Origin of the sequence: Actinomadura sp. CNU-125 (assembly GCF_001942465.1) — a bacterium.
In the GTDB taxonomy this organism is placed as follows: Bacteria; Actinomycetota; Actinomycetes; order Streptosporangiales; family Streptosporangiaceae; genus Spirillospora.
The window spans coordinates 1-23,157 of sequence record NZ_MKJY01000443.1; the positions used below are offsets into that span (position 1 = coordinate 1).

The following is a 23,157-nucleotide window of genomic DNA, read 5'->3' on the forward strand; positions in this document are numbered from 1 at the left end:
CCGGCGGCGGCACGTGGGAGCCGTCGGCCCGGCGCGGTTCGGCCGGCTGCTCCCCCGCCGGCGCCGCGCGGCGCTCGGCCAGGACGGCCATCAACGCGCGCGCCGTGTCCGCGTCCATCCGCAGCAGGACGCTCGGCGTCCCGCCCTGGTCGACGAAGGGGGACACCGACGGGTCGGTCGGCAGCTGCGAAAGCGCGGCCCGCATCTCCTCGCGGAGATCCTGGGCCAGCCGCAGCGCCTGTCGGTCACTGTCGCTCAAGTGTGCGGTCATCGCGATCTCCGGCGAGTTCACGTGCGGGGGTCCGGGGCAATCCTGCTAGCAATGGCGTGCATGTGCAAGAGCCGATGCACGTGCATTTTACGGTATATCTCCCCGTAACCTTCGCGCACGCCGCTCGTTCGTGACCGCCCCATGCACCGCGTTCCGGCCGTCCGTAACGTCTTGACCAGCACAAATGCCGATCACCGACGGTGAGCCCTGATCGTCGCGGCACCGCGGCGGGCGGACGGCCCGGGCCGCGGACCCGGTCGGCGACGTTGCGAGTTCCCGCCGGTCGGAGGGGCGTCCGCATAGCGCCCCGACGAGCGGGAACGCCACCGGCGCCGGCACGTCCGCTCCGCCCTGAGACTTATCTCACTCGCCCGGAAGACGCCGGGCGCGCGCCTCGCCGACGGCCGTGTCCTATTACTCCCCGCGCCAGGGAAGACTCAGCGCCGCCGCGACCGCGAGAACGCACACGACGACGGCGACCACCCGGTACCCGGCGGACAGCCCGCCGGTGAACACCTCGATCACCCGGGCCCGCGCCGCCGTGTCCCCGCCCGCGGCGCCCAGAGCTTCCCCGACCGAGTGCGCCGGCCCGCCCGTCCCGGACGGCGGCCCGCCCGCGAGGCGGCCGGTCAGGACCGTCCCGAGGACGGCGACGCCGAGCGCACTGCCGATCTCCCGTGCGGCGCTGTTCAGGCCGGAGCCGAGACCGGCGCGGGCGGGCGGCAGCGAGGCCATGACGCGGACCGACAGCGGCGGCACGCACAACCCCATCCCGATCGACATGAGCGTCAGGACGAGCGCGTACAGGGGATAGGGCGTCGATGCGTCCGCGAAGGACAGCAGCCCCAGTGCCCCGCGATCGTGAACAGGCCGAGCGCGGCCACCGCACGGACGCCGAACCGCTCCGTCAGCCCCACGCTCCGCCGCGACACCACCACCATGCCGACCACGAGCGGGACGATCGCCGCACCGGTGAGCAGCGGCGAGTAGCCCTTCGCGTACTGCAGGTACTGGGCGTTGACGAAGAACAGCGCGAACAGCCCGAAGAACGCCAGGGCGATCCCGAGCACCCCGCCGCGCACCGGCGCGATGGCGAACAAGCGCGGGTCCAGCACCGGATGCGCCGTGCGCGCGCGCACACCGCGAACAGCGGAAGCAGGACGGCGGCGCAGCGAACCCGGCGAGCACCGGCGCGGACGTCCAGCCGCGCACGGGCCCCTCGATCACGGCGAGCAGCAGCGCGAACGGCCCGCCGGTGATCAGCGCGACACCGGGCGCGTCGAGGGCGGCCGGGGGCCGCTCACCGCGCGGCGCGAGCGCGCGACCAGCGCCGCCAGGACGACCGCGACCGGCGCGCCCTGGCAGGAAAAGGCGCCTGCCAGGGCAGCCACTGCAGGACCGCTCCCCCGGCGACGTTCGCGACGCGCCGCGACGCCCGTCGCGGCCGTCCAGGCGGCGATGGCGCGGGCCCGCCCCGGCGACCAGCCGTCCCGCCAGCATGACGGGCACCGCGGTCGCGGCGGCCGACAGCAGGCAGCCCGCGGCGAAGACGCCGAGCCCCGCGAGCAGGACGCCTTTGCGTCCGTACCTGTCGCCGAGGGCCCCGGCGAGGATCAGCAGGCAGCCGAACACCAGGACATAGGAGTCGACGATCCACAGCAGCTCCGTGGACGACGGGGCGAGCGATCCCGCCGAGAGTGCGGGGATCGACAGGTTGATCGCGGCGACCATGGCCACGACCAGCACGACACAGCCGCACATCAGCGACGTCATCGCGCGTCCGGGTCGGGCGGGGGCGCCGATCGCGATGACGCGGGCCGGGGCGGCGCGGCGTCACGGGCGGCATCGGGCGTCATGGGACCTCCGGGGTCGGTGAAGAGACGCGGCTCATCCGGCCGCACTGACCGGGACGTTCACGCTGCAGGCCGAGGACGGCACCATCAGCGTGCTGGCCGGGACGCTGCTCGACCGGATCGCGGCGGACGCCCCCGGCGTCACGCTCCGGTTCCTCGGCGAGGGCCCGCGCGACGCCCACCTGCTGCGCCACGCGGAGGTCGACCTGGAGGTCGGGTGATCGACGCCGCCGTCCCCGACACCAGGGTCGAACCGCTCCTGGAGGACCGGTTCGCCTCGGTCGTCCGCCCGGGCCGTCCGCTGGCCGGCCGGACGCCGACGATCGCCGAGTGGGCGTCGGCCGCCCACATCGTCAACACCCGGCGCGGCCGCCTGACCGGGCCGATGGACGCGCGGCTCGCCGAAGCCGGGCTCGGCCGACGGCCGGCGGCAACCGTCCCCACGGTCGCCGCCGCACTGCTCGTCGTCCGGGGAAGCGGCCTGATGGGCTTCGCCGCCGAACGGCTCCACCGGCCCCTGGTCGAGGACCTCGGGCTCGTGTGGGTACCGATCCCGCTGGAACTGCCGCCGCTCGTCCTGTCCCTGGCGTGGCACGCTCGCTACGACGCCGATCCGGCCCACGCGTGGCTGCGGGAGTGCGTCCGGGCGGCGGTCCACGACGTCGCCACAGGACCCGCAGTAGGGTCGGCACGGTGACGCAGACCCTCGGCATCCGGGCCCTCAACCGGGCGACCCTGGCACGGCAGTTGCTCCTGGCGCGGGAACGGGCACCGGTCACCGAGGCCGTGGGCCGGCTGCTCGGGATGCAGGCGCAGGAGCCCAAACCGCCCTTCCTCGGCCTGTGGACGCGCCTGGACGGCTTCGACGCGGCCGAACTCCGCGCGGCGCTGCACGACCGCACGCTCGTCCGGGCGACGGCGATGCGCGCCACGCTGCACCTGATGACGGCACCGGACTACACCGCCTTCCGCACGACGTTCCAGCCGGTCCTGGACGGCGCGATGCGGGCGCTGGGCGACCGCGCCGAGGGGCTCGACGTCGGGAAAACGGTCGAGGCGGCACGCGCGCTGCTGCAGGACGGGCCGAGAACGTTCAACGAGATCCGCGCGCTCCTTCAGGAGGAGTTCCCGGACGTCAACGAACGCGCGCTCGGCTACGCCGTCCGGATGTGCGTCCCGCTGGTCATGGCGCCGACGGACGACCGGTGGACCTTCCCCCGCGCGTCCGGGTTCGCGCTCGCCGACTCGTGGCTCGGCTCGGCGCCCGCCGCCGAACCGGACGTCGACGCGCTGATGCTGCGCTACCTGGCGGCCTACGGGCCCGCCTCGGCCGCCGACGCGCAGACCTGGTCGGGGCTGGCCGCGCTCGGCGAGGTGTTCGACCGGCTGCGGCCGCGGCTGCGCGTCTTCGCCGACGACGCGGGCTGCGAGCTGTTCGACCTTCCCGACGCGCCGCGTCCGGACGAGGACGTCCCGGCGCCCGCGCGGTTCCTGCCGGAGTTCGACGCGCTCGTCCTGGCGCACGCCGACCGGCGGCGGATCATCGCCGACGCCCACCGCCCGTCGCTCACCACGAAGAACCTGCGCGTCCGCGCCGTGTTCCTGTGGGACGGGTTCGCCCGGGGCGTCTGGGAGACCGAGTACAAACGCCGCGTCGCCACCCTGCGGCTCCGCCCGTTCGAGCCGCTGCCACCGGAGGCCGTCGAGGCGCTCACCGCCGAGGGCGAGGCGCTGCTGCGCTTCGTCGAACCGGCGGCGAAGGAGACCGCGGTCGCCGTAGCATGACGCTATGGGGGCGATCAACTCCGAATAGTGATCGATCTGATATCTGTATTGATTGAAAGATCCACCATTTCGGCGCAAGCTGTCTCCGACGTCAGGAATGTCCCGCCCGTTCCTTCCGACACACCGCCGACAGGACGCGACCATGTTCGAGATCTGGGAGACGAACGAGCCGGCCCGGCTCATCAGCGACGCGGGGAGCCTGGAGGTGGCGCTGGAGAAGGTCGACACCATGTGCCGGCTCCGGCACGACCAGGCCGTCGCCCACATCGGCGACGAACGGGAGAACTACCACTTCGAGATCCGCGGCGACGACGGCCGGGCCCTCGCCCGCCTGAGCTACGTTCCCGACACCTCCCGCGCCTACCAGAGCGTCGTGATCGAGGAGATGCGCCACCCGCACCCGGCCACCGACGGACACTGACGGGCACTGACGGGCACCGCCGCGCCCCGTCCCGACCGGCGCGTCCCAAGGCCACAGACAGCCACCGGCCCACCGACGCGTCCCCGCACGGACGCGGGCGGGGACGTGACAGGATGCCTCCTGTCGTCGACGGAGCAGCCTCACCAGACGGGAGTGCCGGTGCGCAAGGCGCGGCGATCGCCACTGCGGGACGAGGCGGCGGAAGAGGCCGGAGAGCTGACCGCCGCGGCCCTGGCCGCGCTGTCGCACGGCGACCCCGACGCCTTCCGGGAGCGGACGTCGCCCTCGCCACGCACGCGGGCGGCCCGTGGACGCGGGCCGTCGACCGCTGCCTGGCCGGACGGCTGCACGGCGCGGTCACCACCGCGTGGGAGCGCGGCTGGCAGCCCGCCGACGTCGTCCGTTACACGGCGCGCCGTCGCACCGCCCGGCATGCGCGGATCGCGGCGGACGCGATCGCCGCGGAGTTGCGCGCCTACTCCGCCGCGACCGTGGACGAGCGCTGGCACGAGCAGCTCGCCGACCTCGACGCCCGGGTCTGGTGGGGCGAAGACGCCGACTACGCGGACGCCTGGTGCGCGCGCGAGGACGCGGACCGCGGGACCTTCGTGGCATGCACCGCCGAGCTCGTCCACCTCCTGGAGGGGCTGCCCCGGCTCGCGCGGATCGGGCCGCTGCCGGGGGCCGCGCGGCAGGACGTCCCGCGACACCGCGCCCGCGACGTCGACCAGCGGATGCTCGGCCGGGTACGGGCCCTGCTCGCGAAGGCGGAGTCGACGGAATTTCCTGAAGAGGCCGAGGCGCTCAGCGCGCGCGCCCAGGAACTCATCGCCCGCCACAGCATCGACCGCGCGCTCCTGGACGCCGAGTCGGACGACGTGGCCGGGCCCGCCGGGTGCCGTGTGCCCGTGGACAACCCGTACGACGCGCCCAAGGCCGTCCTGCTGACGGTCGTGGCGGACGCCAACCACTGCCGGGCCGTCTGGCACCGCGAGCTCGGCTTCTCGACGGTGCTGGGCTTCCCCGCCGATCTGGCGGCGGTGGAGATGCTGTTCACGTCCCTGCTGGTGCAAGCGACGTCGGCGATGGTGCACGCGGGCCCCCGGCGGGACGCGCACGGGCGCTCACGGACGCGGTCGTTCCGCCACGCGTTCCTCAACGCCTACGCGGCGCGGATCGGCGAACGGTTGCGGGACGCGGCCGGCGGGGTCGCGGAACGGGCCGCCGCGGAACGGGAGGCATCGGGCGCCGACGGGAAGGATCCGCTTCCCGTGCTGGCGGCGCGCGACGGGGTCGTCGACCGGGCCGTCGAGACGATGTTCCCGAATCTGGCCAGGGGACGGGCGGGTTCGGTGTCGAACCTCGAAGGCTGGGCGGCCGGGCGGGCGGCCGCGGACCTCGCCAGCCTGAACGGCCGCTCCGAGGTCACCGGGGCGCGTCGCCGTACCTAGGCTCCGCGCACGGGGTCCCCCCGGGGGGCGAGGGGGACGTCCGTTCAAGTGCTCGCCTCTGCTCGTCGGGATCGGACGGGGAGCGGGTCAGCCCTTCTTGCGCCGGGTGTTCCCGCCGCGGCCGCGCAGCGGGACCTGCGCCTCCTTCAGGACGTTGTAGATGAACCCGTACGACCGGCCCGTCTCGGCCGCCAGATCCCGGATGCTCTCGCCGGCCGCGTACCGGGGAGCGAGCTCCTTGGCCAGCTGCCGGCGTTCGTCACCGGTGACTCGGGTACCCCTCGACAGCGTTCGGGTCACGGCAACCTCCTCTTCGACGGCTGGGCCGCGGGTCCGTCCCCGCAGCTCACAGCAGTGTTGATCTACCCAACGTACACATTCCCCCCAATTACGCCCGCGATGCCGCACGAATCGCCGCGAATTCGGCCGAAGCTGGTCTTTTCCGTGGTGAACGGCGTGTCGTGACCCGATCTCGACCCCGGTTATCCACAGAACGCGTTTCTACTGCGCCGGACCGTCACGGCGGCACATGCTGTCCCCGTTCCCGTCCCGCTCGGAAGGAGCCCCGCATGACCGTCACGATCCCGGTTCCCGCGACGACCACTTCCCGCTTCGCCGTGGCCGCCGACCACGTCCCCGACGATCTGGTGAACCTCCTGCTGCGCACCCCGGCCGCCCGTACGCTCCGCACATCGCCGGGCGTGTCGGCTCTCCCCAGCTCGACCTCGCCCGGGACGAACCGACCAGCATGCGCTGGAACCCCCTGGGCGTCAGGGCCGCCCGTCCCGAGGACCGGCGGGACGAGTGGGCCTTCCACGACGCCGAGCAGTTCGCCGTCGTCACGGCCGCCGCCCCGATCACCGACCAGCCCCGTGCGGGACAGGTCGCCCGCGCCGCCGCCCGCGCCCTCGCCGAAGCCGTCGGCGGGGTCGCCGCGGACCTGGTCACCGGCCACATCCTCGCGCCCGGTGCCGAACGGCCCCGTTTCGTCCTCGCCGACCAGTGGCTCGGCGACGTCCTGCCGCCCTTCCGGGCGAACGGCCGCTGCACCGCCGCCGAGCCCGAGCGCGATCCCGAGGGCGTCAACGGCTGCTCGTGCGTCCGTCTACGCACCCGCGGCCTCCGCCGCTTCGGGCTTCCCGAACTCCAGATCGACGGCGTCGCCTGCCCGCACGATCTCGCCGCGCTGAACGTTCTGCGCAGCACCGCACGCAGGCTCCTGACCGACCACTGGTCCTGGCTCGCCACCGGCCCCACCGACCGCTCCCGCACCATTGACCACGACGTCCACCTCACCGGGACCGACTTCGGCGAGTTCTGGGGTTCAAGCCGCCGCGCCCACCCCGTACCAAGCCCCTTCCGGGTCCGTCTCGGCCCGCTCGCCCCGCGCCTGCTGACCGTCGGCCCGCCCGAAGAGTTCGAGGGCACCGTCAACGACTGGCTCTGGGGCGACCAAATCCCCCTTGGCCTCTATGACGTGGTCAGCTCCCCCGCCGACCCGCCTCTTCCGACGGCCGCCTGACGCATCACCCGGCGGTTCGACATGTGTGGCTCCCACTGCAGCGTGGGAGCACCGCACGGTCACTTGCCCCGCCCCCGCAAATCACGCGAAACCACCAGGCAGCGCACCGGGAACACGAAAAAGATCTACACCCCCAGAATCTTAAAGTGACCGAATCTCCACGCTCCGTAGTCGATCCGGTTACGATCGGAACCCGACGGTGACCAAGGCGATCCCCCGGGGCGAACATGAACCGTTTCGTGCCAGATCTCAGACTCGCCGCCGTGGCCGGCAACCTGTGCCGCTCCGCATGCGGCGCGCTGGGCTGCACGGCCGCGGCCGGCGTCATTTCCATCGGCGCCCCCGCCGCGGGAGCGGAGGCCGCCCACGCCGGCGAGCCACGGCCACGCAGGCAGGTCTCGGCCGCCTGCAACCACCCCGAGCGGATCAGAGCAGCACCCTTCATCGCACCCGCCGTCCACGAACCGGGCGACTCGGCCGAGCCGTCTCGTCCCGTGGCCGTCGCGAACGCGCCCGGGCATACACGGCCATCGCCGGTCCGTTCTCCTGTCGGCCCGCTGGAGACGGTGCTCTTCCTGCTCCTCCTGCTCCCGGTCATCGCGGGGATCTGCTACCCGCTGCGGCGCCGCGCCGCAGCGCGCACGCGAGCAGCCGAGCCGGCCCCCCGGACGGTGCTCCGCTGCAGGCCCCCGTTCGACCCGTTCGCCATCGAAGCCGTGGGCCTGGCCGGTCCGGGAGCCCTCGCGACGGCGCGCGTGATGGGCCTCGCGGCGCTCGGGACGCACACCTCCTCCCTGGTTGTGATCCCCCGGCCCGACGCCATCAGAATGTTCGGCCTCGACGAAGACGAATTCCTCGACGACGACATCACCGAACTGTTCATTCCGGGAAACCTCGACGCCGCCCTGGCATACCTGGAAACCGAGCTGGCCATCCGAAAGAACGCCGGAAAGCCCGCCGTCCCCCGTTTGCTCCTCATCGCCGACTGCGCGGGCGAAACCGACCGGATCCACGAACTCCTGGCCCGACATCAGAATGGCGTGTCGGCGATCCTGATGGGCCCCTGGACCGGTGACCGCGCGACCATCACCGCAGGCGGTCTGGTGATCGGCCCACCGGACGAGACCGAGCTCCCCGATCGCCTGCCGACGATGTCCACGATGCAGGCCCGCGACCTCCTCCACGCCGCCGCCGTCCCCCCACCGGTCCGCAAACGCCCCTCCCGTCGCCCCTGACGAACACAGTGGTCCGGTCTAGTCGCGTCGGCGTTCAGAACCCGGCCGGTAGATACTCGCGGGACGCCACCGGACCACAAACAACGCCGACGCACAACCAGAGAATCGTGGCAACCGACAGAAGCCACCCGACACCCGAACCACAACAAAGACACGCGAAAGCGCCTCGCCCCCAGCCCCGCGTAGACACCCAGTTGATCACCCCCAAAGGTGAACCGAGGTACGAACAAACGGACGACGAACAAGTCACCCCACAAGTCCCGCCGCCCAACGGTCGTCACAACACTGGTCATGTTGATCAAACACCGACCAGTTCATGCAGACGCTCGGCCACACGGGCGAAACGGCCGTTAAGTTCGCGAACACCGGCATCGGGTTCACGGGTGTGGAGGGGCCGCGCTCTCGCAAGGTGCTGCCGCAACCAGCCGTTGGCGTTCTCGCCAGAACCGCACCCCAAGCCGGGTAACTGAAGCAGGCCATGATCGCGGGGCCATGACGAGCGCACCCGGCGCGATAGTCCCGCCGCCCGACCCCAAGCGCGCCTGAGGCGGGACGGCAAGTCTGAACAGCCGTGACCAGCACGTCCCGGAAGCTTTCGACACCGTGGTCACCAAGAGAATCCGGGAGCGGGACGTACCGGACCACCCGCTCGACGGATCTGCCGATGTTTGCAAAGAGCCGAGGCATCAGGCATTTCGAGGCACACGGGCGTGACGTGAGGCACGCAGGTCCGCCGTAGAACACGCGGGCCTTGCCGGAGCAAGCGCACCGGGCTTGGCACGCGCCCGCTCCGCCGCGACCCGCAGCACTTCGGCGAGCGCGTCCCGGCGCCTCGCGTGACCACGCGCGTCGGGCTTGGCGCACGCCTTGCATGGGTGCACGGCACTCGCGTAAGCACGCGGTTCCAGTGCGCAGCACACCGGTGCGACGCGGAGCACCCAGATCTCGCATCGGCACACGGGCGTCGCGCGGGCACGCGCGCCGGGCGTGGCACGCGCACCTTGATGGGCGCACAGCACTTGCGTGAGCACGCGGATCCGGCGCGAGGCACGCAGATCTCGCATGGACATGCATACGGGCCTCAACTGGGCACGCGCGCCTTGCATGACCACGCGCGCCTTGCATGGGTGCACGGCGCTCGCGTGAGCACGCGATCCGGCGCGAGGCACGCAGGTCTCACGTGGGCACCCAGACCCGCATCGGCATGCGGGCCTCACTTGGGCGCGCGGGTCTGGAGTGGCACGCGGAAGCGTAGCGGGGCTGGTGCGAGGGCTTGGCTTGCGCAGGTGGGCGGGGCGCGTGGGGGTTTGGGAGCCAGGTTGTGCATTCGGTGTGCGGTGGGGCAGAGGGTCGGCATGGCGGGCTTCTCTCAGGGGTCGGGGAAGGCGTCCGTATCGACCCTGACGCTTCGGAGGGCGCGGAGCGCCCGGCGGAGGACCGCCGTGTCCGGTGGCTCGTCGACGCCTCGGTCGAGGTAGGAGTCGCAGCGCGCGAGCCAGGCTCGGGCGGCTTCCTCGATGCGGGCCTCGGCTCTCCGGGATCTCGCCAGAGCCAGGTCGCGTTTCTCGGCGAGGATCCGGCGGGTCAGTTCGTCGTCGGCGGCGAGGGCCTGGACGTCGCGGAGTTCGAAACGGCCCAGCCGGTCCCGTTCGAGTCCGCGTTCGTCGGCCGTCCGGTCGAAGGTCTTCCTCGGCCAGTCGAGGATCATCGCGGCTCCGCCGGCGTCGACGCTGTCGAGGAGGGGGCCTTTGCGCGCCGCGACGACCTGCCGGACGGCCTCGGCATCGAGCGCGTCCAGGTCGCGGAGGAGGTAGACGGGGTGGCCGCGGAAGCTGCTGATGACGGTGAGGTCGCCGCGGGCGGCCAGCACCTCCACGTCGCGGCGTTCCACGTCGAGGCGGACCCGGACGGCGAGGCGGGCGGCGGCCCGGGTGGAGCCGATCGGCGGCTCCTCTCCGAAGGCGGCGACGAGTCGTTCGCCGCGATCGCGGCATTCCTCCGCGAGCCCGGACGACCAGCGTTCGCCGTCCAGGTCGGGATCGGGGAGGAGTCCGTGCTCCCGGCCGAGGCGCATCTGCCAGCGGGAGATTCCGACGTACCGGGCGAACTGGTGAGTGCCGTAGTGGGCGGGCATGGTCGGGCCTTTCATCCGAAGCGGAACGTTGTCTGGATCCAGCGTCACCCGCGCGGCTCGCGACCGTCACAGAAAAGCGCCCCTGTGGATAACTTCGCGGAACGTTTCTCCCATTTCGGTTATTGCAGGTCATTTCATTGGGCTTCTCGGAACTCACGACTTGAGAGGGTCGCAAAACGTGCAAAGGTAAGGACATGAACTCGATGAGGCGGTTGGGAATCGGGCTGGCGGCGGTGGGCCGTCCGGCGTACATCAATGTGGGCAGGGCCGAGGAACTGCCGTTGCACCGGAGCGTGGACGAGCTGCGCAGAGCCACCTGGGAGCTCTTGGACGCGGCGTTCGCGGCGGGCATCCGCTGGATCGACGCGGCCAGGTCGTACGGCAGAGCGGAGGAGTTCCTCGGCGGCTGGCTCGAGGATCGCGCGCCCCACAACGTGACCGTGTCGAGCAAGTGGGGTTACGCGTACGTCGGGGACTGGGACATCGAAGCGCCGGTGCACGAACTCAAGGAGCACAGCCTGGCGCGGTACCGGTCCCAGTACCTGGAGACCCGTGCCCTGCTGGGCGATCGTCTGTCCGTCTACCAGGTGCATTCGCTCACCATGGACAGCACCCTCTTCAAGGACGTCCGGCTCCAGGCCGCCATCGCGGAAGCCGCCTCCGACGGCGTGCGGGTCGGGTTCTCCACATCCGGGCCCGCACAGGCCGAAACCATTCGGCGGGCGATGGCGCTGGAAGTGTCGGGCCAGCGCCTTTTCAGCACGGTCCAGTCGACCTGGAACATTCTGGAGACCTCGGCGGAGGACGCATTGCGGGAGGCCCACGCGGACGGCTTGCACGTGATCCTCAAAGAGGTGATGGCGAACGGGAAACTGGCCCTGAGACCACCCATGGCGGCGCGGACGGTCGCATTCGAGAACCGGGTGGAACCTGACGCCCTCGCCATCGCGGCCGCATTGCACCGTCCGTGGGCGGACACCGTCCTGGTCGGCGCGGTCAGCCCCGCACAGCTCGAGGCCAACCTGCAGGCGATGGGCGTCTCGCTGGACGAGCGGGAACTGCGGGTGCTCGCGCGCCTGAGCGTCCCTCCGGAGCGCTACTGGGCCGAGCGGAGCGCCCTTCCCTGGACCTGACCGGCGCGCGGGCGGCGAGGCCGCCGGTTCATGGCACGATGAAGCGCGCCCACCAAGATCGGATTCGTGTCGATGCAGCCAGAACCTCCCCAGATGATCGGCCCTTACCGCGTTGTCGCGCGGCTCGGTTCGGGCGGGATGGGCGAGGTGTTCCTCGCTACGTCGCCGAGCCGCCGGGCGGTCGCCGTGAAGGTCATCCGTGAGGAGCTGGTGGACGATCCGAAATGGCGCGCGGGTTTCCGGCGGGAGGTGACGTCGGCGCGGTCGGTCAGCGGCTTCTACACGGCGCCCGTCGTCGATGCGGACCCCGATGCCGACCGGCCGTGGCTGGCCACCCAGTACATCCGGGGCGTGAGCCTCTCTACGGCGGTGCGGGAGAAGGGGCCCCTGCCGGAACGGGCCGCGTGCAGGCTCGGGGCCGGGCTGGCGGAAGCCCTGATGGCGATCCACGACGCGGGGATCGTGCATCGTGATCTCAAGCCGTCGAACGTGCTGCTGGCGTCGGACGGGCCCCGCGTGATCGACTTCGGCATCGCGCGACCGCTCGGGGCCGTCTCGCTCGGGCGTACGGAGATCATGGGGACGCCGGCGTACATGTCACCTGAACAGGCGCTCGGCGAACCCGTGACGCCGCGCAGCGACGTCTTCGCGCTGGGGTCGACGCTCGTCTTCGCGGCGACGGCTCGGCTCCGTTCGGCGTCGGCCGCAAGGTGCGCGGGCGGATCGTCCACGGCGTGCCGGACCTGAGCAGGCTGCCCGACCCGATGCGGGGCGTGGTGACGCGCTGCCTCAGCAAGCCGGCGGAGGACCGTCCGTCACCGGATCAGGTCCTCACCGCGTTCTCCACGCTCCTGGACGCGCATTACGGCGTGGAGTGGCTGCCCTCGGGCGTCGAGGAGCTCATCGGCGCGCACGAGCGGACGCTCCCGGAGGTCACCGCCGAACTGCCCACGCTCCGCGAGCCCTCCCCGTAGGGGTCAGAGACCCTCGGCGAGGGCGTCCCAGAAGGCCGTCTCGTAAGCGTGCATGAGCCGTGCGCAGCGGACGGCGTCGACGGGGTCGTCGCCCGCGTCGAGGCCCGCCGCCACGACGGCCGAGGCTTTCCCGTCGAAGCCGGGCGGAGGCTCGGCGAAAAAGGAGAAGAAGGCGACCGCCTCCTCCGAAAAGCCGTAGCGGGCGCGCAGGGCGCGGGCCGTGCGGCCGCAGTACGTTCCCCACTCCTCCAGGTTGACCAGCATGGCCAGGGCCACTTCCGTGGCCGTCCCGAAGGCGGCCCGCTGGGCGAGGTGGGCCGGGTAGGTCTGGGCGAACGGCAGCGGCTCATACGTGTTGAGATTCTTCTCACTTTCCCCGAGCGCCATGGCGAAGTCGTCCAGCAGGGTCAGTGCCCGCCCCTCCCCCTGTGCGAGCCCCAGGAAAAGGTCGCCGGAGGGCGGATCCGGATACCGTGCCGCCAGGAGGGCGAAACTACGCTGATCGCTCCGCACGATGCGATACTCCTCGACGGCCAGCCAGACCAGGCGTTCTCGGGGCAAGTCGCCCGTTTCAAGGAGATCAAGGAAGCGGTTGCCAGCCGAACCGGCCTCGATCTCCCGGCGGGCGCGCGCGACCAGCCCGGCCGCCTCGTGGTCGCTCATGACTCCACGTGAGCACCCCGGGACCCATCCGTCAACGCACCAGGCCCGGATTGGCCCATGTGATCACCTGGATACGATGAAGAGCGGAACGTCTACGCAGGTGTGGACCCAGTTGGGAGCGAGCGAGTATGTCGGATTTCGAGCTCAACCACGCGGGTGGCCGGATGCCGCTCGAGGTGACCGAGGCGACCGAGGGCCCCTCCGGACTGGGGGTGAACACTCTGCTCAAGGACACGGGACACGTGACCCTTGATCCGGGTTTCACGAACACCGCGTCCACCACGTCGGCCATCACCTATATCGACGGTGAGGCGGGCATCCTGCGTTACCGGGGCTACCCCATCGAGGAACTGGCCGAGAAATCGTCCTTCCTTGAGGTCGCCTACCTGCTGATCTATGGGGAGCTGCCGTCCGGCGACCAGCTCGCCGCATTCACCGACAACGTCCGCAACCACACCTTGCTCGACGAGAAGTTCCGCGCGTTCTTCTCGGCCTTCCCGCGGCGCGCCCACCCGATGGCGGTGCTGTCGTCCGCGGTGAGCGCGCTGTCGACGTTCTACCAGGACAGCCTCGACCCCTTCGACCCGGAGCAGGTCGACCAGTCCAGCATCCGGCTGATCGCCAAACTCCCGACGATCGCGGCGTACGCGTACAAGACGTCCAATGGCCAGCCGCTCCTGTACCCGGACAACAGCCTGGGTTACGTCGAGAACTTCCTGCGCATGACGTTCGGGCTGCCCACGCAGCCGTACGAGGTCGACCCGGAGATCGTCCGGGTGCTGGACATGCTGTTCATCCTGCACGCCGACCACGAGCAGAACTGTTCCACCTCCACCGTGCGGCTCGTCGGCTCCAGCCAGGCCAACCTGTTCTCGTCGGTCTCCGCGGGCGTCGACGCCCTGTTCGGCCCGCTGCACGGGGGCGCCAACCAGGCGGTCCTGGAGATGCTGGAGAAGATCCACGAGGACGGCGACGACATCGATTCGTTCGTCCGTCGCGTCAAGAACAAGGAGCCCGGCGTCAAGCTGATGGGCTTCGGGCACCGCGTGTACCGGAACTACGACCCGCGCGCCGCGGTGGTCAAGAAGGCCACGGGCAAGGTCCTGGAGGCGCTCGGCAAGTCGGACCCGCTCCTCGACCTCGCCATGCGCCTGGAAGAGGTCGCGCTGAGCGACGATTACTTCGTCGAGCGCAAGCTCTACCCGAACGTCGACTTCTACACCGGCGTCATCTACAAGGCGATGGGCTTCCCCGCCAACACCTTCACGGTGCTGTTCGCGCTCGGCCGGCTGCCCGGCTGGATCGCCCAGTGGCGCGAGATGCTCAACGACACCACCACCAAGATCGGCCGTCCGCGTCAGGTCTACGTCGGCCCGGGCGAACGCCACTACACGGACGTGTCCGCCCGCTGAGGGCCGACCCGTCGAGGCCGGGCCGGCGTAGCCGGGCCCGGCCCGTAGCCGCCGCTCGACTTATCCACAGAATCCGATTCTAGTTACATGCCCTCCGGCGCTCGCCGAGGCTGGATTCAACACCAGCCGACCGCGCCGAGGAGGCAGCCATGCCCGTCACGATCACCGTTCCCGAGGAGACGACCGCACGGTTCGTCGTCGCCGCCGACCGGATTCCCGGCGACATCGCCGCCCTGATCCGCCGCGCCCTGCCCGGGCCGCAGGCCGAGGCGGTCTCGGACCGCTTCGGCACCCCCGGCCTCATGATCTCCGCCCACCCGGCGGACTCCGCACCGTGGAAGCTGGAGCACGCCACCGGTGTCGACGCGGCCGACGCCGAAGCGATCGAACGCGCGAAGCAGCACATCGGCGTCACATCGGTCATGCCGGCCGACGATCTTCCGGTGGCTCTCCACCTCGCCCGCACCACGGCCCTGCTGATCGCCGAGGAGATCTGCGGGGTCCCCGTCGACGTCGACACGGATCGGATCCTGCCCGCGTTACGCCCCGGCGACTTCGTCCTCGCCGACGAATGGCTCGGCGTGTCCCTCCCGCCCTACCGGAACGGCGGGCGCTGCGAAGCCGGGCCCGACGAAGGCTGCGCCTGCGTCCGCCTCCGCTCCCGCGGCCTGCGGCGCTTCGGTCTCCCCGAACTCGAGATCACGGGCGTGGCCTGCACGCTCGACGTCGCCGCGCTCAACATTCTGCGCACGACCGCGCAGCGCCTCCTCCCCCTCGGAAGGCATCCGGGCCATCACACGGTGAGTTCCGAACCGGCGCTGACCGGCACGGACTTCGCCGCCTTCTGGGGCGGCGGCAAACCGATGTGGGACGGCGCCCCCGTCCGCGTACGGCTGACCGCACCCGCTCCCGGGCGGCTGGCGATCGAGCAACCGGAGGACTTTCCCGGCACCCTGAACGACTGGCTGTGGGACGAACTGCCACCGGTCCTCTACCAGGTGCTGAGCCGCGAACCCGACCGAACACCGGCCACGTCCCCGCCCGGCGGCTAGCGTCGCCTGTCATGGAGGAGTCGTTGCAGAAGGTGCTGGCGGACGTCGCCGCCGAACGTGAAGCCCAGGATCGTCTCTGGGGCGTCCAGGATTTCCCCGACGGAACCGGACCGAAGTTCAACGAACGTGCCGAGCGCTCCAAGCGCGACTGCGCGGACGCCGCGGAATCCGGTGACCTGACCTGGCGGCACGTCCTCACCGAGGAATTCTTCGAAGCCCTGGCCGAATCCGGCATCGACGAACTGCGCGGCGAACTCGTGCAGACGGCCGCGGTGGCGGTCCAGTGGATCCAGGCACTCGATCGTCGAAAAGGCGCATCACCGGAGAAACTGGTCCGCGACCGCATCCCGGAGATCATCCTTCGCTCCGGCCGACACCCGCGAACTCGGTTCGCCGAACAAGACGAGTACACATCGCTGCTCCGCGCCAAGCTCTTCGAGGAGGCGACCGAATACACGACCGACGGTGACCCCGGCGAACTGGCCGACGTCCTCGAGGTCCTGCACGCCCTCGCCGCCGTCCACGGGCTCACTCCGGAGGACCTGGAGCACCTCCGCGCGACCAAAGCCGCCGAACGAGGAGGTTTCACCGCTCGGACCGTCCTGCAACTCCCCGCATCGCGCGGTTGACCAGCCCGCCACGGCCTCGCCCGCACTGCGCCCGCATCAACCTCCGACCGGACTCAACGGGCTCGCACGCCCCGAACCGCTCTTTCTTCGGGTCTTGGTCGACTCGAAGGTAACGGCCGCCCGTCCCGGCCCGGACGCGGACGTCCTGAAGACCGGCTGCTTGGACACCGGGCCCCAGTCGATGACCGTCGGTTCGTTCACCGAGCGACCAACGAGCGAATGGGCCCATGGGCGATGGAGGTGGTGGCTCGACCGCTGAACCTTCTCCGAAGGCTTCGATCGTGAGGACGTCCGCAGACTTCATCCGGTTCGGCTCCCGGTCCCGCAGCGGGCTCGGTGGGAACATTTGTCCAAGACAGGTGGACGAGTGCCGGTGCATCGTTCTCTGCATGAGCAAGTCTGAGGTTGAGAGCTCGTATCGGATGCACGTGGTCCATGACGGCTCGCGCCGGGCGGCGCCGTTGTTGCTCGTCCACGGGTCGGGGGCCGCGGGCGGCTCTTGGAGTCCCGTGGTCCCGGCTCTCGCCGGCCGCCATCACCTCGTCCGGGTCGACCTGCCGGGTTGCGGTCAGTCCCCGCCCGCGGAGTCGCACGATGTGCCCGACCACGCGGGACGGGTGGCGGCGGTGCTGGACGATCTCGGCTTGGACCGCGTCACCGTTGTCGGGCACTCCAGCGGCGGTTACGTCGCCACCGCGCTCGCCGAGCAGCGTCCCGACCTGGTGCGGTCGATCGCGCTGATCAGCACCGGGCCGTCTCCCGACGCGCTCCTTCCGCAGCCGCTCGTCTTGCGGGTGCTGCTCGAGCCGCCCGTCGGCCCGCTGCTGTGGTCGAGACGTTCCGACGCGATGATCCGCAAGGGTATCGAGGCGACGGCCGCCCGGCCGGTGGACGTCCCCGACGACATGGTCGCCGAACTCCGGAGCACCACCTACCGCACGTTCAGGACGGCGCTGCGCAAGAACACCGCCTACATCGCCGAACGGAGCCTGCCCGATCGCCTGGCCGCCCTCGACCTCCCGGTCCTGGTGATCTTCGGCGCCGCCCCGCCCTGGGAGCCGTCGTCGGCGCACCGGTACGACGCGGTACCGGGCGCGCGGGTCGAATCGCTGCCCGGCGTCGGGCACATGCCCATGTTGGAAGCGCCCGAGGCCACCAGCGAGTTTCTGCTGAAGTTCGCGGCCGCGGGAGGCTGACGCCCGGCCACCTCGCGCGGCGGCCATATGCTGGACACGTGCCGCCGACCGCATTGCCATTCGACTGGGCGGACGTGGAAGTCGCCGTCCCGCGCTCGTCGAACGGGCTGCCGGGGATCAGCATGGCGGGGTTCCGCCACCGGGTTCCCGGACGCGTCGACATCGCCATGGTCGCGCATCCGTCCGTCACCCTGCTCATCGATCTGGCCGACGGAGAAGGCATCGTCCACGACGGACCCGGTCGGCGGGAGCGCGGCAGCGTCGTCGTCGGCCTGCTCCCCGGCGATCTCCGGACCGCCGGCCACGGAACCGGGGAGTGCCTGCAGATCCGCCTGGAGCCGGACGCGGCGGCCGCGGTGCTCGGCGCGTCGTCCGAGCTCACCGGGACGCTGGCGCCCCTCACCGACGTCTGGGGCCGCGACGCCGTGCGAGCCGAGGACAGGCTGCGCGCCGCCCTGTCCTGGGACGAGCGGTTCGCGATCGCCGCGGACATCCTCGGCCGACGACTCGATGCCCGTCCCCCGGTCGATCCGGAGGTCGCCCGCACTTGGCGGCGGACGCTCGCCGGCCGGGGAAGGGTGCGGGTCGACCGCCTGGCCGACGAGGTCGGCTGGAGCCGCAAGCGCCTGTGGTCGCGCTTCCGGTCCCAGCTCGGCATCACGCCCAAACACGCCGCCCGGCTGGTGCGCTTCGACCACGCCGCGCACCTTCTCGCAGCCGGGCACACCGCCGCGGACGTCGCCACCCGGAGCGGCTACGCCGACCAGTCCCATCTCCACCACGAAGTCAAAACGTTCACCGGCTGCACGCCCACTGCCCTCGCCTCCGCGCCTTGGCTCGCGGTCGACGACGTCACGTGGCCGACTCCATCGCCGGCTCGCGAGCCCTCCAAGAACGCACCCCGTCGCTGAACTGCCCGTCTGCTCCGCCCGGGAACGTCCCGTCTGCAGATCGGGCACACAGGCACATCCCTGCTCATCGTCGGCAGGACGACCCGTGCGTCGAGCCCTCAGCCAGGCGTCCATGCCAGCGATCGCAGCGGCGGCCAATCTGCAGATGTTCTCGGTGAACCGACACCGTGGACGCCCCGCTCAGCCCACAGCGGCGGGCCGATCTGCGGATCTTGTCGGTGAACCGGCGCCGTGAACGCCCCCGCCCGGCCCGCAACGGCGGCGGGCCAACCTGCGGGCGCGTCGGTGAACCGGCGCCGTGAACGCCCCCGCCCGGCCCGCAACGGCGGCGGCGATCTGCAGGTGTTGTCGGTGAACCGGCCGCCCTGGACGCCCCTGCCCGGCCCACAACGGCGGCGGGCCAACCTGCGGGCGTTGTCGGTGAACCGGCGCCGTGAACGCCCCCGCCCGGCCCGCAACGGCGGCGGGCCGATCTGCAGGTGTTGTCGGTGAACCGGCCGCCCTGGACGCCCCTGCCCGGCCCACAGCAGCCGGGTCCTGGTCGGCATGTCCGGGACACCGTGCAGTCATTGGCGTTTCCGGCGGTGACCACGATCGACGGCGGGTGGCCGTGCCCTTCGGTCGGCGCCGGTTCTTCGGCATGTCGGCTGCGAAGGGTCACTCGGGGGTTCTCATGGCACGACGACGAGTCTTCTGAGCAGGTCGAACTGGGGGACCGCTCCGTGGGCGCTGCCGGAGGGCCGGGGCGCCGTCGTGCTTGTCCGGGCGGAGCGTCGAGCCTGGCAACATGGGCGGCGTGAAGCCGGTCGGTGGGCTTCGGGCGGAGCGGAATGGGGGCGATGGTGCGGGAGCTGGATTCAGCGGTCGTGCTCATCACGGGCGTCATGGCGTCCGGGAAATCGACGACCGCCCAGCTGGTGGCCGAGAGGTTGCCGCGCTCCGTGCACCTGCGCGGCGACGGCTTCCGGCGGATGATCGTGTCCGGTCGTGAGGAGATCACCCCGGAGCCCACCGCTGAGGCGACGGCGCAGCTGCGACTGCGCTACCGGGCGTCCGCCGCTGTCGCGGACCTGTACGCGGGGGCGGGGTGGACCGTCGTCGTCCAGGACATCGTTCTCGGCGAGCACCTGGACGCCTACCTGGACGCGGTGACCACGAGGCCCCTGTTTCTGGTCGTGCTCGCGCCGCGCCCCGAAGCGGTCGCGGCGAGGGAAGCCGGTCGGTCCAAGAACGGCTATGGCGGTCCCTGGACGGTCGACGCCCTCGACGAGGCGTTGCGGCGGGACACCGCGTGTCGCGGGCTCTGGCTCGATACCTCGGACCAGACGCCCGACCAGACGGTGGAGCAGATCTTCGCAGGGTTGGACTCGGCTCGCATCGGCGGTTGAGTCGGTCGACCGGTTGTTCAGGCGGCGCCTATGCGTTGTGCCAGTTCGGGCTCCAGGGGGTAGAGGCGTTCCGGGGGCAGCAGCGCGCTCGCCTTCGATGTCTTGCCGTCCTGGACCAGGCGGTGGATGCGGCGGACGAGCGGGGTGCGGTCCTCGATTCCGAGGATCCAATCGTCCACGTAGCGGTCGATTATGTGGCGGCTCAGGCCGACCTGGATGCTGCGTTGTTCGAGTTTGCTTCCACGCAGGGAGCGTTCGGGGTCCCATTGCACGTGGACGGTCGCTTCGGCGAAACGGCGGCGCCATTCGTCGGAGTCGCGGAAGACGCGGCGGTCCGCATGGGTGGGGACGGCCGAGGCGAGGGCCTCCTCCCAACCGGCGCGGCCGATCCGTACCGCGAGGACCATTTCCTGACCGGGTTTGCGCGCCCAGTTGCTTCGGGCCATCAGCCAGAGGAAGGAGGGCTTGATCCATGTCATCCGGCCTCGCGAGAAGGGTTCCACGAAGGTTCCGCTCCGCACCGCGGGGACGCCGATGTCCGGCCGGTACGCCTGATAGACGGTGATCGAGTCGCGGTCGTATTCGGCGCGGATCCGCCGGAGTGAAGTGGCCATACCCTCTGCTGCGTTTCGTGACGGCTCGCCGTTGATGGTGGCCGCTCGGCCGGTTTGCGTCAACGTATTTGTCGCCGCCGACGGAGAGCGGCCTCCGGGGCGTGCCGGGCATGGTGGAGATGGGTGTGACGGTGCTACTCGGGTACGTCTCGTCGTTCGCGTGGCCGGTCAGGTGCGGGCGCGGCGGCGGTGGGCCTTCTGCCGGCAGGCCGGGCCGCAGTAGCGCGCGGGACGGCCGGTCCGGGCCGGTTTCAGCGGGCCGCCGCAGACCTCGCACACGTTTCGTGACACTTTCGTTTCGTCACCCTGTTTCGTTACGCGAGGGCGGAGGGCGTCGAAGGTCAGGGTGGTGATGCGGCGCGGCGGGACGGCGACGCGGCGGAGACGTTCCATGAGCATGCAGCCGTTCACCAGCGTCCGCACGTCGTGGACGTCCACGTCGTCCCGGACGGCGCCCGCCTCCGTCGCCCTGCGGAGCAGGACGTCCAGGGCGTCGGTGAACGCCGCGTCCATGCATTCCCTGTTCACCGTCCCGGCCCCCTCTTCGAGGAGGGCTTCGCAGAGCGCGTGGTTGACCATCGCGGCCTCTACCACTCGCGTCAGGTAGTCGTAGAACACCGTCCCCGGGTCGTCCGCGGTCTGCAGTTCTCTCGCCTCGTCCACCATGGCTTTGATGCGGACCGTCACCACGGCCTCGAACAGGGCCTCCTTGGTGGCGAAGTTCCGGTAGACGGTGCCCGCGCCGACGCCCGCGCGGCGCGCGATCTCGTCGAGGGGGACGAGCCTGCCGTCCGCGGCGAACGCCTCCAGGGCCGCCCCCATGATGCGTTCCCGGTTCCGGCGCGCGTCCGCGCGCCTGGGCGGTCGGTCCACGGGCGCTCCTTCGGTTGACAAGCGGGGCGTGCGTTCCGGTACGGTCCTAAGCGGGCCATACGTTCCGATTCTACGGGAGAGCCATGACGACGGTGGACGAGGCGAAGCGGCGGCTGGGACCGATCGGCGCGGGACTGATGACGCCCATCGCGCCGGCGCACGAGTGGCGGCGGGCCGCGAAGCGCGTGGAGGACGCGGGGTACGGAACCGTCTGGATGAACGAGGCCATCGGCGGCCGGGAGGTGTTCGCGCAGCTCGGCGTGCTGCTCGCGGCCACCGAGCGGATCGCGGTGGGATCGTCGATCGCCAACCTCTGGGCGCGGCACCCCGCCGCCATGCAGGGCGCCGCGGCCGTGCTCGCGGACGCCTACCCGGGGCGGCTGGCCCTCGGCGTGGGCGTCAGCATGCCCATGCTCGTCGAGCAGAGCGGGCAGAAGTGGGCGAGCCCGCTGGCGCGGACGCGCGAGTACCTGGACGCATGGACGCCGCCGTGGACGCGCGCCCGTGCCGGAGGTCCCGTTCCCGCGGCTGCTGGCCGCGCTCGGGCCGAAGATGCAGGAACTGGCCGGGGAACGCGCCGACGGCGTGCTGCCCGCGGCGATGCCGCCCGAGCACACCCGCCGGGCGCGGGAGCGGCTCGGGGACGGGAAGCTGGTGGTGGTGCTGCAGACGGCGATCCTCGCGACGGACGCGGCGGCGGCGCGCGAGACCGCGCGGAGCACCGGGCTGCTGTCCCTGCCCGGTTCGCCCTACGTCCGCTCGCTCAAGGAGCTGGGCTACGCCGAGGCGGACATCATGGACGGCTCCGACGAGGTCGTCGACGCCTGCTTCGCCTGGGGCGACGAGGAGACGATCGCCCGGCGCGTCCGCGCGCACCTGGACGCGGGCGCCGATCACGTGGCGGTGTCGGTGCTGGCCCCCGACCTCGCGTCGGCCGCGGACCAGTACGAGCGGCTCGCGCCCGCGCTCCAGGTTCAGCGGGCCGCCGGGCGGACGAGTCCCGTCTCGTAGGCGGCGATGACGAGCTGGGCGCGGTCACGGGCGTGCAGCTTGGCCAGCAGGCGGCCGATGTGGGTCTTGACCGTGGCCGGGCTGAGGTGCAGGTGATCGGCCAGTTCGGCGTTGGACAGGCCGCGCGCGACGAGGGTGAGGACCTCCCGCTCGCGGGCGGTGAGGGCGCCGAGCCCGGCGGGCGCGGGCCGGACGGGCCCGGGCCCGCGGACGAACTCGGCGATCAGCCGCCGGGTCACGGTGGGCGCGAGCAGCGACTCCCCCTCGGCGATCACCCGGACGGCCGCGAGCAGGTCGGCGGGCGGGGTGTCCTTGAGCAGGAAGCCGCTCGCCCCCGCCCGCAGCGCCCCGTAGACGTAGGAGTCGAGGTCGAACGTGGTGAGGATCAGCACGCGGACGTCCGGGAGGGCGGCGCAGATCCGGCGGGTGGCCTCGAGCCCGTCCATCTCGGGCATGCGGACGTCCATGAGGACGACGTCGGGACGTTCGCGCCCGGCGAGTTCGACGGCCTCGGCGCCGGTCCCCGCCTCCCCCACGACGCGCAGCCCGGGCGCGGTGTCGATGAGGACGCCGAAGCTGCCGCGGACGAGGGCCTGGTCGTCGGCGACCAGGACGCGGAGTTCTTCCAC

Annotated in this window: 26 protein-coding genes and 2 pseudogenes; 18 read left to right on the forward strand and 10 right to left on the reverse strand. The window is 71.5% G+C overall.

Features of this window, described 5'->3' with window-relative positions; all coding sequences use genetic code 11:
• The 4 genes and pseudogenes from BJF79_RS36425 to BJF79_RS67735 all read right to left on the reverse strand — a co-directional run.
• Window positions 1-259 (reverse strand): hypothetical protein (locus BJF79_RS36425; RefSeq protein ID WP_143220724.1); only part of this gene is annotated, 259 nt, incomplete at its 3' end.
• A gap of 426 nt (window positions 260-685) precedes the next feature.
• The gene (locus BJF79_RS63375) at window positions 686-1,054 is read right to left on the reverse strand and encodes a hypothetical protein (protein ID WP_262403090.1); all 369 of its coding nucleotides are present in this window, start codon (window positions 1,052-1,054) and stop codon (window positions 686-688) included.
• A gap of 5 nt (window positions 1,055-1,059) precedes the next feature.
• Entirely contained in the window at window positions 1,060-1,386 is a 327-nt protein-coding gene (locus BJF79_RS63380; RefSeq protein ID WP_262403091.1) for a hypothetical protein, read from the reverse strand.
• A gap of 364 nt (window positions 1,387-1,750) precedes the next feature.
• A pseudogene (locus BJF79_RS67735) lies at window positions 1,751-2,044 on the reverse strand (MFS transporter); the annotation flags it as partial.
• Window positions 2,045-2,216: 172 nt separating this feature from the next.
• Between BJF79_RS67735 and BJF79_RS63385 the strand changes: the two are divergent.
• The 5 genes from BJF79_RS63385 to BJF79_RS36450 all read left to right on the forward strand — a co-directional run bounded on the left by BJF79_RS63385 (window position 2,217) and on the right by BJF79_RS36450 (window position 5,781).
• Window positions 2,217-2,345, forward strand: a complete 129-nt coding sequence (locus tag BJF79_RS63385; protein WP_262403092.1) for a hypothetical protein — start codon at window positions 2,217-2,219, stop codon at window positions 2,343-2,345.
• The gene (locus BJF79_RS36435; RefSeq protein WP_075904241.1) at window positions 2,342-2,821 is read left to right on the forward strand and encodes a LysR substrate-binding domain-containing protein; all 480 of its coding nucleotides are present in this window, start codon (window positions 2,342-2,344) and stop codon (window positions 2,819-2,821) included. The genes BJF79_RS63385 and BJF79_RS36435 overlap by 4 nt, the downstream gene beginning before the upstream one ends.
• A complete protein-coding gene (locus BJF79_RS36440; RefSeq protein WP_075904243.1) occupies window positions 2,818-3,909 on the forward strand; it encodes a winged helix DNA-binding domain-containing protein in 1,092 nt (363 codons plus the stop codon). The genes BJF79_RS36435 and BJF79_RS36440 overlap by 4 nt, the downstream gene beginning before the upstream one ends.
• Window positions 3,910-4,051: 142 nt before the next feature.
• A complete protein-coding gene (locus BJF79_RS36445) occupies window positions 4,052-4,330 on the forward strand; it encodes a hypothetical protein (protein ID WP_075904301.1) in 279 nt (92 codons plus the stop codon).
• A 113-nt stretch (window positions 4,331-4,443) separates the two neighbouring features.
• On the forward strand, window positions 4,444-5,781 hold the full coding sequence (locus BJF79_RS36450; RefSeq protein WP_083734514.1) for a DUF2786 domain-containing protein: 1,338 nt from the start codon (window positions 4,444-4,446) through the stop codon (window positions 5,779-5,781).
• 87 nt (window positions 5,782-5,868) lie between these two features.
• Here BJF79_RS36450 and BJF79_RS36455 read toward each other — a convergent pair whose 3' ends face one another.
• Entirely contained in the window at window positions 5,869-6,081 is a 213-nt protein-coding gene (locus tag BJF79_RS36455; protein WP_075904247.1) for a helix-turn-helix domain-containing protein, read from the reverse strand.
• A 448-nt stretch (window positions 6,082-6,529) separates the two neighbouring features.
• Between BJF79_RS36455 and BJF79_RS36460 the strand changes: the two genes are divergently transcribed.
• Entirely contained in the window at window positions 6,530-7,303 is a 774-nt protein-coding gene (locus BJF79_RS36460; protein WP_075904249.1) for a hypothetical protein, read from the forward strand.
• 227 nt (window positions 7,304-7,530) lie between these two features.
• A complete protein-coding gene (locus BJF79_RS36465; protein ID WP_143220726.1) occupies window positions 7,531-8,538 on the forward strand; it encodes a hypothetical protein in 1,008 nt (335 codons plus the stop codon).
• A gap of 1,369 nt (window positions 8,539-9,907) precedes the next feature.
• Here the strand turns inward: BJF79_RS36465 and BJF79_RS36470 are convergent.
• Entirely contained in the window at window positions 9,908-10,687 is a 780-nt protein-coding gene (locus tag BJF79_RS36470; protein WP_075904254.1) for a hypothetical protein, read from the reverse strand.
• A gap of 188 nt (window positions 10,688-10,875) precedes the next feature.
• Here BJF79_RS36470 and BJF79_RS36475 point away from each other — a divergent pair, with 188 nt between their 5' ends.
• From BJF79_RS36475 to BJF79_RS36485, 3 genes are all read left to right on the forward strand, one after another.
• Complete coding sequence (locus BJF79_RS36475) at window positions 10,876-11,805, forward strand: aldo/keto reductase (RefSeq protein ID WP_262403093.1); 930 nt, start codon at window positions 10,876-10,878, stop codon at window positions 11,803-11,805.
• A 93-nt stretch (window positions 11,806-11,898) separates the two neighbouring features.
• Window positions 11,899-12,552: a serine/threonine-protein kinase gene (locus tag BJF79_RS36480; RefSeq protein ID WP_075904259.1), complete on the forward strand. Its 654-nt coding sequence runs from the start codon at window positions 11,899-11,901 to the stop codon at window positions 12,550-12,552.
• Window positions 12,540-12,779, forward strand: a complete 240-nt coding sequence (locus BJF79_RS36485) for a hypothetical protein (RefSeq protein ID WP_143220727.1) — start codon at window positions 12,540-12,542, stop codon at window positions 12,777-12,779. Before BJF79_RS36480 ends, BJF79_RS36485 begins: the two co-directional genes overlap by 13 nt.
• 3 nt (window positions 12,780-12,782) lie before the next feature.
• Here BJF79_RS36485 and BJF79_RS36490 read toward each other — a convergent pair whose 3' ends face one another.
• Entirely contained in the window at window positions 12,783-13,442 is a 660-nt protein-coding gene (locus BJF79_RS36490; protein WP_075904263.1) for a hypothetical protein, read from the reverse strand.
• A gap of 128 nt (window positions 13,443-13,570) precedes the next feature.
• Between BJF79_RS36490 and BJF79_RS36495 the strand changes: the two genes are divergently transcribed.
• From BJF79_RS36495 to BJF79_RS36520, 7 genes are all read left to right on the forward strand, one after another.
• A complete protein-coding gene (locus BJF79_RS36495; RefSeq protein WP_075904265.1) occupies window positions 13,571-14,854 on the forward strand; it encodes a citrate synthase in 1,284 nt (427 codons plus the stop codon).
• Between the two features lie 149 nt (window positions 14,855-15,003).
• On the forward strand, window positions 15,004-15,906 hold the full coding sequence (locus BJF79_RS36500; protein ID WP_075904267.1) for a hypothetical protein: 903 nt from the start codon (window positions 15,004-15,006) through the stop codon (window positions 15,904-15,906).
• Window positions 15,907-15,917: 11 nt separating this feature from the next.
• A complete protein-coding gene (locus tag BJF79_RS63390; RefSeq protein WP_262403094.1) occupies window positions 15,918-16,535 on the forward strand; it encodes a nucleoside triphosphate pyrophosphohydrolase in 618 nt (205 codons plus the stop codon).
• 422 nt (window positions 16,536-16,957) lie between these two features.
• Window positions 16,958-17,731, forward strand: a complete 774-nt coding sequence (locus BJF79_RS36510; RefSeq protein ID WP_083734516.1) for an alpha/beta fold hydrolase — start codon at window positions 16,958-16,960, stop codon at window positions 17,729-17,731.
• Between the two features lie 74 nt (window positions 17,732-17,805).
• Window positions 17,806-18,642, forward strand: a complete 837-nt coding sequence (locus BJF79_RS36515; protein WP_075904270.1) for a helix-turn-helix domain-containing protein — start codon at window positions 17,806-17,808, stop codon at window positions 18,640-18,642.
• A 231-nt stretch (window positions 18,643-18,873) separates the two neighbouring features.
• A complete protein-coding gene (locus BJF79_RS54380) occupies window positions 18,874-19,134 on the forward strand; it encodes a hypothetical protein (RefSeq protein ID WP_143220728.1) in 261 nt (86 codons plus the stop codon).
• A 338-nt stretch (window positions 19,135-19,472) separates the two neighbouring features.
• On the forward strand, window positions 19,473-20,030 hold the full coding sequence (locus BJF79_RS36520) for an AAA family ATPase (protein WP_262403095.1): 558 nt from the start codon (window positions 19,473-19,475) through the stop codon (window positions 20,028-20,030).
• A gap of 17 nt (window positions 20,031-20,047) precedes the next feature.
• Here the strand turns inward: BJF79_RS36520 and BJF79_RS36525 are convergent, their stop codons facing one another.
• Together BJF79_RS36525 and BJF79_RS36530 are read right to left on the reverse strand one after the other, a co-directional pair.
• A complete protein-coding gene (locus tag BJF79_RS36525; RefSeq protein WP_316043511.1) occupies window positions 20,048-20,707 on the reverse strand; it encodes a DUF4291 domain-containing protein in 660 nt (219 codons plus the stop codon).
• Between the two features lie 105 nt (window positions 20,708-20,812).
• Window positions 20,813-21,517, reverse strand: a complete 705-nt coding sequence (locus BJF79_RS36530) for a TetR/AcrR family transcriptional regulator (RefSeq protein ID WP_262403096.1) — start codon at window positions 21,515-21,517, stop codon at window positions 20,813-20,815.
• Between the two features lie 137 nt (window positions 21,518-21,654).
• Here BJF79_RS36530 and BJF79_RS36535 point away from each other — a divergent pair.
• Window positions 21,655-22,528, forward strand: a pseudogene (locus BJF79_RS36535) (TIGR03620 family F420-dependent LLM class oxidoreductase).
• On the opposite strand, the gene BJF79_RS36540 reads toward BJF79_RS36535, so the two are convergent.
• On the reverse strand, window positions 22,492-23,157 hold the full coding sequence (locus tag BJF79_RS36540) for a response regulator (protein ID WP_075904274.1): 666 nt from the start codon (window positions 23,155-23,157) through the stop codon (window positions 22,492-22,494). The pseudogene BJF79_RS36535 and the gene BJF79_RS36540 overlap by 37 nt on opposite strands.

Coding starts and splice junctions, on each gene's coding strand:
- BJF79_RS63375 (WP_262403090.1), bottom strand. CDS start 1,054: ATGTCGATCGGGATGGGGTTGTGCGTGCCGCCGCTGTCGGTCCGCGTC.
- BJF79_RS36445 (WP_075904301.1), top strand. CDS start 4,052: ATGTTCGAGATCTGGGAGACGAACGAGCCGGCCCGGCTCATCAGCGAC.
- BJF79_RS36450 (WP_083734514.1), top strand. CDS start 4,444: ATGCCTCCTGTCGTCGACGGAGCAGCCTCACCAGACGGGAGTGCCGGT.
- BJF79_RS36460 (WP_075904249.1), top strand. CDS start 6,530: ATGCGCTGGAACCCCCTGGGCGTCAGGGCCGCCCGTCCCGAGGACCGG.
- BJF79_RS36465 (WP_143220726.1), top strand. CDS start 7,531: ATGAACCGTTTCGTGCCAGATCTCAGACTCGCCGCCGTGGCCGGCAAC.
- BJF79_RS36470 (WP_075904254.1), bottom strand. CDS start 10,687: ATGAAAGGCCCGACCATGCCCGCCCACTACGGCACTCACCAGTTCGCC.
- BJF79_RS36475 (WP_262403093.1), top strand. CDS start 10,876: ATGAGGCGGTTGGGAATCGGGCTGGCGGCGGTGGGCCGTCCGGCGTAC.
- BJF79_RS36480 (WP_075904259.1), top strand. CDS start 11,899: ATGATCGGCCCTTACCGCGTTGTCGCGCGGCTCGGTTCGGGCGGGATG.
- BJF79_RS36490 (WP_075904263.1), bottom strand. CDS start 13,442: ATGAGCGACCACGAGGCGGCCGGGCTGGTCGCGCGCGCCCGCCGGGAG.
- BJF79_RS36495 (WP_075904265.1), top strand. CDS start 13,571: ATGTCGGATTTCGAGCTCAACCACGCGGGTGGCCGGATGCCGCTCGAG.
- BJF79_RS36500 (WP_075904267.1), top strand. CDS start 15,004: ATGCCCGTCACGATCACCGTTCCCGAGGAGACGACCGCACGGTTCGTC.
- BJF79_RS63390 (WP_262403094.1), top strand. CDS start 15,918: ATGGAGGAGTCGTTGCAGAAGGTGCTGGCGGACGTCGCCGCCGAACGT.
- BJF79_RS36510 (WP_083734516.1), top strand. CDS start 16,958: ATGCACGTGGTCCATGACGGCTCGCGCCGGGCGGCGCCGTTGTTGCTC.
- BJF79_RS36520 (WP_262403095.1), top strand. CDS start 19,473: ATGGGGGCGATGGTGCGGGAGCTGGATTCAGCGGTCGTGCTCATCACG.